The organism is Sphingobium sp. (assembly GCF_049304695.1).
Taxonomy (GTDB): Bacteria; Pseudomonadota; Alphaproteobacteria; order Sphingomonadales; family Sphingomonadaceae; genus Sphingobium.
This window is the reverse complement of sequence record NZ_JBAQOK010000062.1, coordinates 17,981-33,099: the sequence shown is the minus strand read 5'-3', so window position 1 is coordinate 33,099 and position 15,119 is coordinate 17,981. Positions and strand designations below refer to the sequence as shown.

Genomic DNA, 15,119 nt, shown 5'->3' with positions numbered 1-15,119 from the left:
GCGCGGGCCCGCGCCAGCGCCCCTCACACCACCGCCACCACCCGCGCCCTGTCCTGCATCGGGTGCGTCACCAAACTCACCTCCACGATCTCTAGCGCCAGCAATTCCCTCGGCCCAGCCCCCCGCGCCTCCCGCACGCGATACCCAAATGACAGCCCGTCCAGCGCCCCCGCCCTCAAAGCCGCCGCCGCCTCCCGCCCAGCCGCCGTCCGCGCCGACACCCGCCCGATCACGCGCAGCCCGCGCGCATCTTCCGCCAGCCGCTCGATCGAACCAATCACCGCCCCCGGACCGTGCTGCCACAGCAACGGCACGCTCCCCGCCGCAACGGCACCGAAAGCCCCCGCCCGCACCACATCGCCACCCCGGTCCACCCGATCGAACACCGCCGCATATCCTGCAAAGCGCACATCGCCCCCCGAGCTAACGCCCCCGGTCATGCCTTCACCAGCCCGACCATCCCGGCCTTCACCGCAATGCCCAGCAGCACCAGCGCCAGCCCGATCCGCACGACCCACCCGATCACCGCGCCCCGCGCTGCCTTCTTCGCGTCGCGCCAGGCGCGCAGCAATTCGCGCAACTCCCGCACATCGTCCTGCGCCCGTCGATCCTCCAGCCCCAGCCGCTCCAGCACCCGCCCCGCGCCCAGTTCGCTCGCTTCCTCGATCAGCGCACGGATCATCACCATGTCGCCCCCGCCTGGCCCGCCCTGCGCCTGCGCCACCAGCCGCGCCAGCATCTCACCATCCTGCACCATCACGCCCCCCCCTAAAACCCTCGCCCCATGGGGGAGAGGGATACGCAGCCTAGCCACCGCGCTGGCTAGGCGAAGTTGGGTGAGGGGGAATGCCCCATCCCCAACAAAGCCTTCTTCTCCTCCGCCGACAGAAAATCCGCCGCCGCCACCCTCTCCCACAGCGCCACCCGCTCGTCCGCCAGCGCAGGCACCGCGTCCAGATCCGCCTCGATCCGCACCCCCGGCCACCATCCGCTCAAACCCTGCGCCAGCCCGCAACCGATCTTCCCCACCAAAGGCAAAATCGTCTGCCGCCACAGCGCCTTGTTCGCCTCGCGATAATTGGCGTAACTATTGTCGCCGGGCAGCCCCAGCAGCATCGGCGGCACCCCGAACGCCAGCGCGATCTCCCGCGCCGCCGCGCTTTTCAGCCCCACGAAATCCATCTCTGCCGGGGTCAAACTCATCGCCTTCCAATCCAGCCCACCCTCCAGCAGCATAGGTCGCCCCGCATTGGCCGCGCCCGCAAAGGCGATCTCCATCTCGCGCTTCACCCGCTCAAACTGGTCGGGCGACATCACCGACCCGTCGCCCGGATCATAGACCATCGCGCCGGACGGCCGCGCCGCATTGTCCAGCAAAGCCTTGTTCCACACCGTCGCCGCATTATGGATCGCCACCGCCCCCGCCGCCGCGCCAATGCAGCCCAACCCATAATGATCATCCAGCGGATGCAGGCTTTTGAGATGCAACACGCTCGTCCGCCCCGCCGCATCCTCTGGCGACAGCCGCGTCACGCTGTCCCCGACGCGATAGAGATAGGCCGCAGGCCACCCCCGCGCATCCGCCTCGACCGACACCCGCTCAGGCCGCAACGCAAACAGTTCGGCAGGCATCCCGTCCGCCCCGGCCATCACCTGCACATAGCCATTTCCATGCAGCAACAGATGGCACGCCAGCGTCTCCACCAGCCCCTGCCCCGCCGACGCATGGCCCACCAGCGCCATCACCCGCGCGGCATCCTCCGTCCCGCTGGCCTTCAAAGCGGTCGCCCCCGCCCCCTCCGACACCAGCCGCATCGCCCGCTGCGCCACCGGATTACCGATCACGCCACCGCGCAACTGCGCCTCATAACTGGCGGGCCACTCCCCCAGCGCCACCCCGCCAGAACCCCAAGCCCGCGCCAAAGCGGGCCGCGCATCCCCCTGAGCCGCCTTCATCCCAAACCATTTCATGCCAAATCCCCCAAACGCAAAAAACCCTCTCCCATGGGGGGAGAGGGTTAGTGAAGGTTGGTGGCATAAGCCGCCTACCGAAACTGGGAGAGGGGGCCACCCCCTCCGATCACATGCAACTCAGGGATTACGCCTCAACACTCGATCACAGGTGGAATCCGTCCCCTCGCTCTTGCCAATCAACCGCCCGGCCAGCGCACCCGCGCCCGCACCCAGCAACGTCTCACCGACACTGCCGCCAGCAACCAGCCCAACACCAGCGCCGCCCGCAGCACCAATCACCGTGCCTTTGTCGCGCCCCTTCTTGCCCTGCAACAGGCAGTAACGCACATCGTCCCGGTCACGCGGCGCAGCCCGCGACACCCGCGCGCGCTCCTTGCTGCTCAGGCTCGCCGCCATCACCGGCGTCGCCACCAGCGACACACCGACCACCGCCGCCATTGCCAATACCATCTTCATCACAAACACTCCGATCAAAACACTGGCACCGTAACGAAGCACGCGCCCTCCAAGTTCCTCGCCCCAGGGGGGAGAGGATAGCGAAGGTAAGCGGCAAAGCCGCCTACCGCAGCTTGGAGAGGGGGCACTCACAACCCCCGAACCTGCGCCACCCCCCGCTTGCCCAGCATCAACTCGCTCAGCGCCCACACCAAAGCATCGGCCCGATCCGGCGAGCGCCCCGGCCCGGCATAGCCGCCGCCGCTCAGCAAGCCGCACATCTGATCCTCCAAGTCGGGAAAAGCCCCACGATGCGCCACCCGCCCGGCCTCATATAAAGCCGCCACCGGCTCGGCCCGCGCCACCTTGCCCCGGCTCGCATGGACCAGCCGCAACGGCAAAGCCTCCTCCGCCGCACGCAACACGCTCGCCACCATGTCGCCGCCATTATTCGCCTCGGCTACCACCCGGTCCGCGCCATGCGCCCGCGCCGCGTCCGCCACCGCCCGCGCCCATCCTTCGGGCGACTGGCCCGACACGCTGGCGTCGGCGATCACATAAGCGCGCCCGTCGCCGCCCAGCCCCGCCACCACGATGCCGCACGCATCGCCCCGCGCAGTCGCTGGCGGATCGACCGCCACCACCACCCGGTCCAGCAGCGCCCCGCCGCCAGCCCGCCCCGGCACATGCGCCACCCGGCACCGCTCGATCAGCGCCCGGCTCCACAAAGCGCCGTCAATCTCCTCGATCAGTTCGCCGTCCAGCTCCTGTCGCCCCAGCCGCGTGCCGCCATAGCTGCGGATCATCGCCGCAACGAAGCCATCGGCCAGATGCGCGTCATTCTCCACCGTCCGCCCCCGCGTCACGACGACATCCTGCCCCGCCCGCGCCATCAATGCCCGCACCAGCGGCACCGGGCGCGGCGTCGTCGTCGCCAGCACGCGGGGCTTGCGCCCCAGCCGCATCCCCATCATCAAATTGTCCCAGGTCGCCTCGCCAAACGGCCATTTGCCGATCTCGTCGGCCCATCCATGGCTGAACTGCGGCCCGCGCAACGTCTCCGGGTCCGCCGCGCCATGCAGCGTCGCCATCGCGCCATTGGGCCACACCACCCGCCGCAGCGCAGGCGCATAGACCGGGCGGCACCACCATGGCGCGATCGACAGCAGGCCCGACGCGCCCTCGACCATCACGCTGCGCGCCTCGCCCAGCGTCGCGCCGACCAGCGCGATCCGCGCGCCCGGATCAGCCTCTGCAATAGAACGCACCCATTCCGCCCCGGCCCGCGTCTTGCCAAATCCACGCCCCGCCATCATCAGCCAGATGCGCCAGCCCTCCCCCGCTGGCATAAGCTGCGCCGCCCGCGCATGATAATCCCACTGATATTCCAGCCGCTCGCCCGCTGGCCCGTCCAACCCCTCCAGAAACCCATCCCGCTCGCCCGCATCCAGCCGGGCCAGCCACTCCAAATCCGAAACCTGCATCGCCCTCCCCCGTTCGGCAGCATCATCGCTTACAAAACGCACCTGCTTTACATCGTCATGCTGAACTTGTTTCAGCATCCATCGCGCCCCACAAACAGCCGCCTGCGAGGAGAAATGGACCCTGAACCAAGTTCAGGGTGACGACAGAGGTGAGCAAGGCGCAGTAGGCGAAAGCCCCGCCTCGCAACGGAAAGCCCCTTACTTACGCGCCGCCATCCCCCCAAACGTAACCAAACTCTCAGCCCCATCCGCAGCCACCGCCGCAACCCCGATGAAATGGTCGTCCACCACCACATCCTTGAGCACCGTCTCAGTCGCCCCGCGCACCACCCGGCTGTCCGCCCAGTCCTGCGCATCGGCCCGCCGCCAATAAACCTTGTACGCGCTCGCCCCCGGCACAGCGTCCCACAAAACCCGCGTATCCATCGACAACGCCCCGTCCAGCGACACACTCGCGGGCGCAGCAGGCGCCTTCGCCAACACCCGCAAAGTCGCGACATTCAGCGCCGTCACCTTCGCCAGATAGGGGAAATCCATCCCCTCCACCGTATCGCCATAGACCCGCCCGTCGACGGTCCGCAGGTCCTGATGCTGCCGGTCGTAATTCTCTATCCCCACCGAAAAGCGCACCGCCGGATAGCCCAGTTCCAGCGAAGGCGAATGATCCCCACCCCGCCCAAACCGGTCAGGCCGTCGCACCGCAAACACGTCCAGCCCGATCTGCGGATTGGCCTCCGCAATCCCGTCGATCGCCTTGGCCAGCGCTCGCGAAGGCCCATCATCCTCGCCGCCGATCCCACGCCGGGTCAGCCCCGCCTTGCCATCCTCGGCCGCGCGAATCCCTTCCGAAAACACCCGCACCCGGTCAGAAACGATCTGTCCATTCTGCCCGACCGTGTTGCCCACAATATCGTTGTTCAACATCGCCCGCACCTGCCACCCGCGCGCTTTGGCCGTGCTGGCCAGCAGCTTGCCGCCCAGCAATCCCTGCTCCTCACCCGACAGCAGCGCATAGACGATCGTCCCGTCGAATTTTTCGCCCGCCAGCACCCGCGCCGCCTCGATCACTAGCGCGCTGCCCGATCCATTGTCGTTCGCGCCCGGCGCATCGCTGGTCGCGTTCATGACGTCGCTCACCCGGCTGTCGATATGCGCGGCGATGATGACCACCTGATTGGGATCACCCGTCCCCCGCTGGATCGCCAGCACGTCCACGATGTCCGCCCCATTGGGCACGCGCGGCGCGGTAAAGCGCTCCGACACGCTCTCGACCTTCAGGCACCCGCCGCACCCCTTGCCGATCCGCGCAAACTCCCCCGCTGCCCAGGCCCGCGCCGCCCCGATCCCGCGCTTTTTATCGGTAGCCGAAGACAGCGTATGCCGCGTCCCGAACCCCACCAGCGTCTCCACCGTCCCCTTCAGCCGCGCCGGATCAGGCGCACGCGCCTGCGCGCTGGCAAGAGAAGGGGTAAGGGCGGAAGCTGCGGCCAGCAGGATGAGTGTTTTCATGGGACTAAACTATCGCCTGTTGCATGCCTGTAAAGCGGCGACTGCGTAAGAAAGACGGCCCCTCCGTCAGGCCTGCGGCCTGCCACCTCCCCATCGCTACGCGACAGGGAGGATCAGCATAGAAAGTTCCTCCCTGTCGCGCAGCGATGGGGAGGTGGCAGCGCGCAGCGCTGACGGAGGGGCAAAAATCAAGCCCCCTCCGCCGCCCGCCGCGCCCTGATCGCCTCCAGCAAAGCCCGCACCCGCTCCACAGCATCCTCGCCATCGGGCCGTTCGCGCAAATGGTCGCCCCGCGTCCGCGCCACCTGCGCCTGATGCGCCAGCAGCAACCGCACCCCCACGCCCAGCGGATGTTCGCGGCGGATCTTGCGCCCCTTCACCGCGCCGTCGCCATCCAGCATCACGTCCTCAGCCTCGCTGCCGAACATCACCTGCCGCAACATGAAACCCTCCAGCTCGGCATAGCCGATCGCCAGCGCCTGCTCCCATTCGCGCGCAAAGCCCGGATCGTGCCGCCGCTTGTAATAAGCGCCCGAAAGATCCTTCCCCGCCACCCGCGCCGCCTCGCTGACGTTGCAGGTCGCGGCCAGCGTCATCATGAAGCGCTTGCGTCTGGGCAGCGTCCATCCGTCCTTGCGCTCGGCCTTTTTGATCGCCCCGACGGTCCCACCGCCACGCATGCCCCTCGTCACCGTCAGCGTTCGATCCGGCCCGTCGCTGGCTTTCCCCGAAAACCGCCGCGCCTTTGCCCGACCGCCCTTTGGCCGCTCCTCCTGTCCCGCAACGACCAGTCCCTGATCGCCCGCCACATCCGCGCGCCCGTCCGCATCCTCCTGCGCCATACCACCCCCACACCGCCGCCATCCCGACACGCAAAAGGGCCGGTCCTTCCCCGAAGAACCGGCCCCTTGCCGCGCCGCCATCCCGGCGACTCACATTTTTCCACTATCGACATCTCTGCCAGAACAGCGTGACGATGTCAAGCAAAATGTGCCAGATAGGTTAAATCGCCTTCATCGCCGCGACGGTCTCCACCTCCAGCGCCATCGCGTCGGCGATGCTGGGCCGCGCTTTCACTCGCTCCATCCATGCCGCAGTCCTGGGCCAGCGCGTCGCGTCCAGCACGTCCGAACAATAGCCGATATTGATGAGCGGGCAGGCCACCGCAATGTCCGCCAGCGTGAACCGATCCTCGATCAGCCACCCGCTGTCAGGCAGGACGCCTTCCAGATAATCGTAGATGCCCGGCAACTGATCCTTCTCCGCCGCATCCGCTGCCGCAAGGTCGCACGGCATCTTCATCGCCCGCGCCACCACGCGGTTGAAGAATATCTTCGCCCCCACCGCCTGCACGACCGTATCGCCAAATTCCTCATACCAGATCGTGCGCGCCCGCGCCTTCGGTTCAGCCGGAATCAGGTTCGGTTCAGGGCGCAGAGCATCCATATAGGTTATGATCGCGGTCGAATCGCTGATGCAGAAATCGCCATCCTCCAGCGAAGGAATCTTGCCGAACGGCGATCCCTTGACCCAGCCCTCTGCCCCGCGACCGAATCCGGCCATCTGCACATCGACGTCGATTCCCTTTTCGACGGCGAAAGCGATAACCTTGCGCACGAACGGCGATGGCCGCGCACCATGAATAATCATCTTGACATCTCCTAATGGTCATTTCGCTATCGAAATCGGCCTGCGGCGGTCGAAAGGCAATCCCTTTTTTCCGCCGTTGGTCTATATCCCGCGCATGCGCACCATCCACCACATCGCCCTGATCTGCTCCGACTACGACCGGTCGAAAGCCTTCTACACCCAGACCCTGTGCTTCCCCGTCATTCGCGAAGTCTGGCGCGCGGAGCGGCAATCATGGAAGTGCGATCTGGACGCAGGCAATGCCCAGATCGAGCTGTTTTCCTTCCCCGATCCTCCGCCACGCCCCAGCCGCCCGGAAGCCTGCGGCCTGCGCCACCTGGCCTTCACCGTCACCGATCTGGATGCAGAAGTCGCTCGCCTCGCGGCGGCAGGCGTCCCGTGCGAACCCATCCGCATCGACCCCTACACCGACCAGCGCTTCACCTTCTTCGCCGACCCCGACGGCCTGCCGCTGGAACTGTATGAGGCAGCGGAATAATTCACCAAAACCGTTCGTGCTGAGTAGGGACTGAACTGTCGAATATCCCCCCCTCCGTTCGTTTCGAGCGAAGTCGAGAAACGCAGGCACAGCGCTACCGACTTCTCGACCTTGGCCTGTCCTGAGCGCCTGCCTTGGCAGGCAGTCGAAGGGCTCGAAGCGAACGGGGTAGGGTAAAGATCATCAGGCTTTAGACACACACCCTCCGCTCCCCCTTACTTCGCAAACCGCCTGAAAAAACTGTCCACATTCCACGTTGGCCGCGCCGCCGCATTGGCCACCCGCAACGTCACCGCCGTCACATAATCGTTCAATTTGGCCGACTGCTCCGGCATCACCGGCTGGTTGATGTCGTCGAACGGCGAATGATAGATATTGGCCCGCCACGCCTTCTCCGTCACCGCTTCGGGCGTCCCCGCCTTGAACCCATATTTGAAGAACAGCGCCGGTATCCCCTCCCGAATGAAGGCATATTGGTCCGATCGGATGAACACGTTGCGGTCGGGGAAGGGGTCGGCCACGATCGGCAGGTTCATCTGCGCGCTCACCACCTGTGCATCCATGCCCAGCGAACTCTGGTCATAGCCCACCGGCGTCACGCTGGTCAGCGGAAAGATCGGCAGCGCCATGTCGAAATTCAGGTCCGCCACGATGCTTGTCTGCGGCACCGTGGGCCGCCGCGCGAAATAGCGTGACCCCAACAACCCCTTCTCCTCAGCCGTGACGATCGCAAACAGCACCGACCGTTTGGGCTTCACCTTCCCCGCCTTCAGCGCGCGCGCAATCTCGATCAGGCTGGCGACGCCAGATGCGTTGTCCAGCGCGCCATTATAGATCGCATCGCCCTTGATCGGTGTTCCCACGCCATAACCGTCCAGATGCGCCGACAGCACCACATATTGTTTCGCCAGCTTCGGGTCGCTGCCCGGCATCACCGCCACGATATTGGGCGACGTCACGTCCCGCCGCGTCGCTGCCACCTGCGCCTTCAACCGCAGCGCCAGCGGAAAGCTGGCCACCGGCGCGGACGCATCCGCCGCCGCCGCGATCGACCCATAATCCTTGCCCGACCCGGCAAATAGTTGCGCCGACTTTGCCGGGTCCAACTGCGCATTCAGGAAAGGCGTCGTCGTATCGCGCAACGCCGCATCCCGATAATAAAGCGCCGGCGCCCCCGCCAGCGCCACCCTGCGCACCCACGGTATCTCCACCTGCCCCGGCGTCACCAGCGCGATCAGCCCCACCGCGCCCTGCTGCGCCAGCCAGTGCGCCCGCTCCGACCGCGCGTGGGATTTGAGCGCGCCCGACACATCCGCCGGACCGCCGGACAGGACCACGACGATCTTGCCTTTTACGTCCAGTCCCGCAAAATCATCATGCCCCACTTCGGGCAGATGCAGCCCATAGCCTGCGAACACCATAGGCGCATCGATACGCTCGGGCACCGGCCCGCCCCCGCCCGAAAAGATCAGGTCGCCCGGCACCGCCAGCGCCGTTTCCCCCTGCGGCCCCACCAGCGCAGCGATCGATTTGTCGGATTGCACCACCTGCTCGACAAAGGCGACTGGCTGGCGATACCCCTCCGTCCCGGCAGGTTTCAGGCCGATCGCCTGCAACTGGCCGATCACATAGGCGGCGGCCTTCTCATGCCCCGCCGTGCCGGTGCCCCGCCCTTCCATGTCATCGGCGGCCAGCACCTTCACACGCGACCACCAGCGCTGGCCCTTGTCCGCATAATCGCCCCCCTGCGCGGACGCCATCGGCGCGGCGATCAGGCTGGCAAGCGAAACACCGTAGGAAAGGACGCGCATGGTCGAACAACTCCGTGATTATCAGATACATATGATGCCTTATTCAGCCCGACGAACAAGGGGGCTTGGAACCGCCAGTCCAAACGTGTATTATGGTGGCAACACACATAGGAGAAGATGATGATGCCTCGCCCCTCCCACTGCGCTCTCGTCCTCCTGCTCGCCCTCTCCACCACCGCCTGCTCGCGCGAAGAACAGCGCTCTTCCACGAGCCAGAACGTCGCAAAGGACTGGTCCTCACTCAGGGATTTCACCGCCATCGACGCGACCGGCCCGGACGATGTGTCCGTGACCATCGGCAACGCCTTCTCCATCAAGGCCACCGGCGATGCCAACGCGATCGCGGACCTCGACATAGGGGTGAAGGGCGACACCCTCGTCATCGGACGCAAGGGCAGTTGGTCGCTGACCCGCCAGAGCGACAAGGGCGCGACCATCACCATAACCATGCCCGCCATCACCGCCGCCACCCTGACCGGCTCAGGCGACCTCGACCTCGACAGCGCAACCGGCGACACGCTCGACCTGTCCCTCACTGGCGCGGGCGATGTGAAGATCGGCAAGGCAACCCTCAAGTCCCTGAACGCCGACCTTACCGGCGCAGGATCGATCACGATCGCCGGAACCGCCGACCGCGCCAAACTCTCTATCACTGGCGTGGGCGACATCGACGCCGAAGGGCTGAAGGTCGGATCGGCCGACGTGTCGGTGCTGGGCACGGGCGACATCGACTTTGCCTCCGATGGAAAGGTCGCTATCAACCTGATGGGACCGGGCGACGTGACAGTGAAGGGCAAGGCACAATGCACCACCAACGGAGTCGGCCCCGGCTCGGCGCATTGCGGACCCTGACGATCGCGGCGGCACTGCTCGCCGCCCCATCGGCTCAGGCGGCAACGCGCGGCTATACGATCACCAGCTTCGACGCGATCCGCGTGGATGCGCCCGTCACCGTCATCCTGACGACCGGCACCGGCGCATCCGCCCGCGCGGAGGGGGATCAGGCGCTGCTCGACCGGCTGAATATCAACGTGTCGGGCCGCCTGCTCAGCATCGGTCTTGCCCGCGCCCAACCGGGCCAGAAAAGCAGCGGCGCGGCCACCCTGCGCCTCTCCACCGGCATGGTAGACCGCATCGTGATGCTCGGCGGCGGGTCGGTCAGCGTATCCGCGATGAAGGGGCTGCGCGGCCAGATCGTGCTCGGCGGCAATGGCGATGTCACCGTCGCCTCCGTCGATCTCGACCGTATCGAAATCACGCTGGCGGGCGGCGGTCGCGCGACCCTGACCGGGCGCGCAGGCGACGCGTCCATCCGCGTGTCCGGCCCCGGCGCGGTCGCCGCTTCCGCCCTGCGCACGCGTCAGGCCGTCATCGGCAATGAAGGGCCAGGCAGCATCGCGCTGGCCGCCGAAGTCACCGCCCGCATCACCGCCTCCGGCTCGGGCGACATCGCCGTGACCGGCAAAGCGGCCTGCACCGTGGACAATCGCGGCACCGGGCGAATCGACTGCGGCGGCGAACGCTATTGATGAAGTTCCCCCGCTCTGGCATCCGCACCGCACAGACGCATCCACGGGAACGATCATGACGACAATCGGAATTTTCGGCGCAGCAGGCCGCATGGGACAGGCGATCGCGCAGGCAGCGGCGAATGCCGACCTTGGCATAGCAGGCGGCACCGATCGTGACGGCACAGGCGAAATCGCCCCCGGCATCGCCATCGGCAACGACCCGCTGGCGCTCGCCGAAACCGCCGACATCCTGATCGACTTTTCCGTCCCCGGCGCGCTGTCGGCCCATCTCGACGCCTGCATCGCCGCACGCAAGCCGATCCTCATCGGCACCACTGGCCTCGAACCCGTCCACCACGCCCTGATCGACTCGGCATCGGCCCACATCCCCGTGCTTCAGACCGGCAACACCTCGCTCGGCGTCAACCTGCTTGCCGCTCTGGTGCAGCAGGCAGCGGCTGCTCTGGACATAAATTGGGACATCGAAATCGTCGAAATGCACCATCGGCACAAGGTCGATGCCCCCTCCGGTACTGCCCTTTTGCTCGGCGAAGCGGCAGCCGCCGGACGCGCCATCACGCTGGCCGACCATAGCGAACGCGGCCGCGACGGCATCACCGGCCCCCGTGCGCCAGACGCGATCGGCTTTGCGTCCTTACGCGGCGGATCGGTAGCGGGCGATCATCAGGTGATCTTCGCGACCGAAGGCGAACGCATCGAAATCGGCCACCGCGCCGAAAACCGCACCATCTTCGCACGCGGCGCGATAAAGGCCGCGATATGGCTGATCCGCCAGCCTGCCGGGCGCTACGATATGAAGGGCGTGCTGGGCCTCTGATGGTCATGAACAAAGCGCAAAGGTTCGAATTTTTCAGTCGCCTCGCCGAAGCCAATCCCGCCCCCGTGACGGAACTGGCCTATGGCAACGACTATCAGTTGCTCGTCGCGGTCGTCCTCTCCGCGCAGGCGACCGACGTCGGCGTCAACAAGGCGACCCGTGCCCTCTTTGCAGACGTCACCACGCCCCAGCAGATGATCGATCTGGGCGAGGAAGGCCTCAAACAGCACATCAAAACCATCGGGCTGTTCAACGGCAAGGCCAAGAATGTCATCGCCCTGTCGGAAATCCTCGTCCGCGACTTCGGCGGGCAGGTGCCGCAGGATCGCGACACGCTCACCACCCTGCCCGGCGTCGGGCGCAAGACCGCCAATGTCGTCGTCAACACCGCCTTCGGGCAGGAAGCCTTCGCCGTAGACACCCACATCTTCCGCGTCGGCAATCGCACTGGCCTCGCGCCCGGCAAGACGGTGCTGGCGGTCGAACTCAAACTCGACAGGGGCGTCCCCCAACCCTTCCGCCGGGACGCCCATCACTGGCTGATCCTGCACGGCCGCTATGTGTGCAAGGCCCGCCGCCCCGAATGCTGGCGCTGCATCGTCGCAGACCTGTGCCGCTACAAACCCAAGACACCCGCACCCAAAAGCGCCACGCAACCGGACTGATCCCCGCAGCGTTATCATCCGGTTCAGCCGGGGCATCATAGAATCGCGATTACGGAATGTCCCGCATCGCGCCGTCGATTCGATATAAAAGGAGAGACACCATGCCTGCCCCCCTGTTCACCCGTATAAGCTGCGCCGTCGCGCTGGCCGCCATCGCCGTCCCCGCCATGGCAAAGGACACGCCCGACCCCTATGTCCCAGCAGCAGGCGAAGCGCTCGATTGTGTTCAGATCCGCAACATCCGCTCCACCAACGTGCGCGATGACAGCACCATCGACTTCATCATGAACGGCAACAAAGTCTATCGCAACACCCTGCCCAACAGTTGCCCCAGCCTGGGCTTTGAAAAACGCTTCTCCTACCGCACCAGCCTATCGCAACTCTGCTCGGTCGATATCATATCGGTCCTCTTCAACATGGGCACAGGACTCCAGCAGGGCGCGAGCTGCGGCCTGGGGAAATTCCAGCCGATGCAAAAAGCACCGAAATAAGATTGGCCCAAGCATGATTTTGTCGCTGGCGCGCATCGGCGGCCTTTGCTAAGCGCGCTTTCTGACCAGCGTCATGCACCCATAGCTCAGCTGGATAGAGCGTTGCCCTCCGAAGGCAAAGGCCGCCCGTTCGAATCGGGCTGGGTGCACCATTTTGTTTCTCTAACAGCGTCAAACGTCGCGGGCATCCGTCCGGTCAGAGCTATCCTCGCATGAACTCAAGCGACCATTCGGCCTTGCAAACCCTGTCAGGTCCGATGAGCCTGTAGCCGCGATTTAAGCCCCCACAACCCTGCGCTCCATATCGAGCAGCCATGTCTTGACCGGCAACCCGCCCGCAAAGCCGGTCAACGCCCCATTGCTGCCTACGACGCGATGGCACGGCGCTATGATCGATACCGGATTGCGGCCATTGGCGGCCCCGACGGCCCGCGATGCGGTCGGCTGGCCGATCATGCGCGCGATGTCGCCATAACTGCGCGTTTCGCCATAAGGGATGGTCAGCAGCGCCGCCCACACTTTCCGCTGAAAGTCCGTGCCACGAAAATCCAGCGGGACGGTGAAATCCCGCCGCGCGCCCGCAAAATATTCGGAAAGTTGCACCTGTGCGGCCTCCAGCGCAGGCTGCCCCGCCCCCTCCTCGACCACGCCCAGCCGCACCCGTCCGGGGTCGTCATCCTGCCACAGGATCGCCACCAACCCCTGCTCGCTGGCCACCAGTGTCAGGTCGCCGACCGGCGAAGGAAAACAGGTCCGGGACAAGGGCATCAGGCTATTCTCCGCTCTCTCAACCGAGGGGATTAGCGCAAAGCAGCAACCAGTGCGTCCCGCCCCTTGCGGTCAAACCCGGCGACAGGCTATTTCAGCCCGCCGCCCATCGCGCGATACAGTTCGACCATATTGCTTGCACGCGTCAGTCGCGTCGCCAGCAGGCTTTGCTCGGCGCTATAAAGCGTGCGCTGCGAATCCAGGGTCGTCAGGAAACCGTCCACCCCGGCCCGAAACCGCGCTTCCGACAGGGTATAGGATACCCGCGCCGCATCCCGCAGCGACATCTGCGCTTCCATCTGCTGCGTCATCGTGCCGCGCCGCGCCAACGCATCGGCGACTTCGCGAAAGCCTGTCTGGATGCTCTTTTCATAAGTGGCCAGCATGGCGTCATAGGTCGCCCGCGCGTACCGCAGATTATTCCTGTTCTTCCCGAAATCGAAAATCGGCAACGATGCGCCGGGCGCCACGGACCAGCTTTCGGCCCCCGATTTGAACAGGCTGGACAGGCCCAGGCTCGTCACGCCAAGCGCCGCCGTCAGCGAAATGGTCGGAAAAAATGCCGCCCGCGCCGCGCCGATATTCGCATTGGCCGACAGCAACTGATGCTCCGCCGACGCAATATCGGGCCTGCGCAACAGCACGTCCGACGCGATGCCAGCGGGCAGATTGTCCACCGTCGCACCGGCCTGTGGCAAGGCTTCCGGCAGGTCGCCCGCCGCCACCGTCGTTCCGGCCAGCAGGTTCAGCGCATTCTGGTCCTGCGCGACCAATGTCGTCGCCTGCGCGATGTCGGACCGTGCCTGATCGTAACTGGTCTGCGCCTGCCGCACGTCCAGTTCGGACGCGATCCCCTTGGAAAACCGCGCCCGGTTCAGTTCCAGCGTCTTGCCGAATGCCTGTTCCAGGTTGCGGGCAATGCGCAGCTTTTCCTGATCCGCCGCCATGGTCAGCCAGGCATTGGCCGTTTCCGCAATCAGACTGGTCTGCGCGGCATTGCGCGTTTCCACGCTGGCGAAATACTGCTCCTGGGCCGCTTTGCTCAGGTTCCTTACCCGTCCGAACAGATCGATTTCCCATGAGGAAATGCCGACCTGCGCCTGATAGACATCCGTCCTGAGCTTTCCACTTTGCCCGAATTGTACCAGCGGCTGTTCCGAATAGGTCGCAGAACCGCTTGCATTGACGCCCGGCAACAAATCCGCGCGCTGCACGCGATACTGCGCCCGCGCCTGTTCGACATTGGCAACCGCCAGCCGCAGGTCACGATTGTTCGACAGCGCCGTTTCGATCACGCGCGCCAGTCGCGGATCGGTGAAAAAGTCGCGCCATGCCGTGTCGGCCGGCACGATCGCGCCACCCTGATCCCCCGTGCCATAGGCTGGTCCCTGCGGACTGTCAGCAGGCACGGGCAGCGTGGGCCGCACATATTTGGGCGCAAGGTCGCAGGCGGCCAGCGCCAGCGAGAGGGTGACGGCGCTCAGCGCCTTGATGCGGTTCATAGC

At 65.7% G+C, this 15,119-nt stretch carries 17 protein-coding genes and 1 tRNA gene; 7 read left to right on the top strand and 11 right to left on the bottom strand.

Going from position 1 to position 15,119, the window contains the following annotated elements; translation table 11 throughout:
* Positions 1-23: 23 nt before the first annotated feature.
* From WA070_RS10570 to WA070_RS10535, 8 genes are all read right to left on the bottom strand, one after another.
* Entirely contained in the window at positions 24-440 is a 417-nt protein-coding gene (locus WA070_RS10570; protein ID WP_422633936.1) for an HK97 family phage prohead protease, read from the bottom strand.
* Complete coding sequence (locus WA070_RS10565) at positions 437-757, bottom strand: DUF6127 family protein (protein WP_422633942.1); 321 nt, start codon at positions 755-757, stop codon at positions 437-439. Before WA070_RS10565 ends, WA070_RS10570 begins: the two co-directional genes overlap by 4 nt.
* 65 nt (positions 758-822) lie before the next feature.
* On the bottom strand, positions 823-1,971 hold the full coding sequence (locus WA070_RS10560) for a phage portal protein (RefSeq protein WP_422633935.1): 1,149 nt from the start codon (positions 1,969-1,971) through the stop codon (positions 823-825).
* 120 nt (positions 1,972-2,091) lie between these two features.
* On the bottom strand, positions 2,092-2,430 hold the full coding sequence (locus WA070_RS10555; RefSeq protein ID WP_422633934.1) for a hypothetical protein: 339 nt from the start codon (positions 2,428-2,430) through the stop codon (positions 2,092-2,094).
* 128 nt (positions 2,431-2,558) lie between these two features.
* Positions 2,559-3,893 carry a DNA-packaging protein gene (locus WA070_RS10550; protein WP_422633941.1) on the bottom strand — a complete coding sequence of 445 codons (1,335 nt, stop codon included), beginning with the start codon at positions 3,891-3,893 and terminating at the stop codon, positions 2,559-2,561.
* Between the two features lie 198 nt (positions 3,894-4,091).
* Entirely contained in the window at positions 4,092-5,402 is a 1,311-nt protein-coding gene (locus tag WA070_RS10545; RefSeq protein WP_422633933.1) for a M28 family peptidase, read from the bottom strand.
* Positions 5,403-5,590: 188 nt separating this feature from the next.
* On the bottom strand, positions 5,591-6,244 hold the full coding sequence (locus WA070_RS10540) for a hypothetical protein (protein ID WP_422633932.1): 654 nt from the start codon (positions 6,242-6,244) through the stop codon (positions 5,591-5,593).
* Positions 6,245-6,404: 160 nt separating this feature from the next.
* Positions 6,405-7,052: a glutathione S-transferase family protein gene (locus WA070_RS10535; protein WP_422633931.1), complete on the bottom strand. Its 648-nt coding sequence runs from the start codon at positions 7,050-7,052 to the stop codon at positions 6,405-6,407.
* A 94-nt stretch (positions 7,053-7,146) separates the two neighbouring features.
* Between WA070_RS10535 and WA070_RS10530 the strand changes: the two genes are divergently transcribed.
* A complete protein-coding gene (locus WA070_RS10530) occupies positions 7,147-7,530 on the top strand; it encodes a VOC family protein (protein WP_422633940.1) in 384 nt (127 codons plus the stop codon).
* A gap of 215 nt (positions 7,531-7,745) precedes the next feature.
* On the opposite strand, the gene WA070_RS10525 is transcribed toward WA070_RS10530, so the two are convergent.
* Positions 7,746-9,341, bottom strand: coding sequence for a M28 family metallopeptidase (locus WA070_RS10525; RefSeq protein WP_422633930.1), 1,596 nt, complete (start codon positions 9,339-9,341; stop codon positions 7,746-7,748).
* Between the two features lie 117 nt (positions 9,342-9,458).
* On the opposite strand from WA070_RS10525, the gene WA070_RS10520 reads away from it, so the two are divergent.
* The 6 genes from WA070_RS10520 to WA070_RS10495 all read left to right on the top strand — a co-directional run bounded on the left by WA070_RS10520 (position 9,459) and on the right by WA070_RS10495 (position 12,998).
* Positions 9,459-10,193 (top strand): head GIN domain-containing protein, encoded by a 735-nt coding sequence (locus WA070_RS10520; RefSeq protein ID WP_422633929.1) that lies wholly within the window; start codon positions 9,459-9,461, stop codon positions 10,191-10,193.
* A complete protein-coding gene (locus WA070_RS10515; RefSeq protein ID WP_422633928.1) occupies positions 10,145-10,870 on the top strand; it encodes a GIN domain-containing protein in 726 nt (241 codons plus the stop codon). Before WA070_RS10520 ends, WA070_RS10515 begins: the two co-directional genes overlap by 49 nt.
* 55 nt (positions 10,871-10,925) lie before the next feature.
* Positions 10,926-11,690 (top strand): 4-hydroxy-tetrahydrodipicolinate reductase, encoded by a 765-nt coding sequence (dapB, locus tag WA070_RS10510; protein WP_422633927.1) that lies wholly within the window; start codon positions 10,926-10,928, stop codon positions 11,688-11,690.
* Between the two features lie 5 nt (positions 11,691-11,695).
* On the top strand, positions 11,696-12,355 hold the full coding sequence (nth, locus tag WA070_RS10505) for an endonuclease III (protein WP_422633926.1): 660 nt from the start codon (positions 11,696-11,698) through the stop codon (positions 12,353-12,355).
* A gap of 101 nt (positions 12,356-12,456) precedes the next feature.
* Positions 12,457-12,846 carry a hypothetical protein gene (locus WA070_RS10500; RefSeq protein ID WP_422633925.1) on the top strand — a complete coding sequence of 130 codons (390 nt, stop codon included), beginning with the start codon at positions 12,457-12,459 and terminating at the stop codon, positions 12,844-12,846.
* Positions 12,847-12,921: 75 nt separating this feature from the next.
* Positions 12,922-12,998: transfer RNA gene (locus tag WA070_RS10495), tRNA-Arg, on the top strand.
* A gap of 124 nt (positions 12,999-13,122) precedes the next feature.
* Here WA070_RS10495 and WA070_RS10490 read toward each other — a convergent pair.
* Complete coding sequence (locus WA070_RS10490; protein WP_422633924.1) at positions 13,123-13,614, bottom strand: methylated-DNA--[protein]-cysteine S-methyltransferase; 492 nt, start codon at positions 13,612-13,614, stop codon at positions 13,123-13,125.
* 89 nt (positions 13,615-13,703) lie between these two features.
* Positions 13,704-15,116 carry an efflux transporter outer membrane subunit gene (locus tag WA070_RS10485; protein WP_422633923.1) on the bottom strand — a complete coding sequence of 471 codons (1,413 nt, stop codon included), beginning with the start codon at positions 15,114-15,116 and terminating at the stop codon, positions 13,704-13,706.
* Positions 15,117-15,119: the final 3 nt, after the last annotated feature.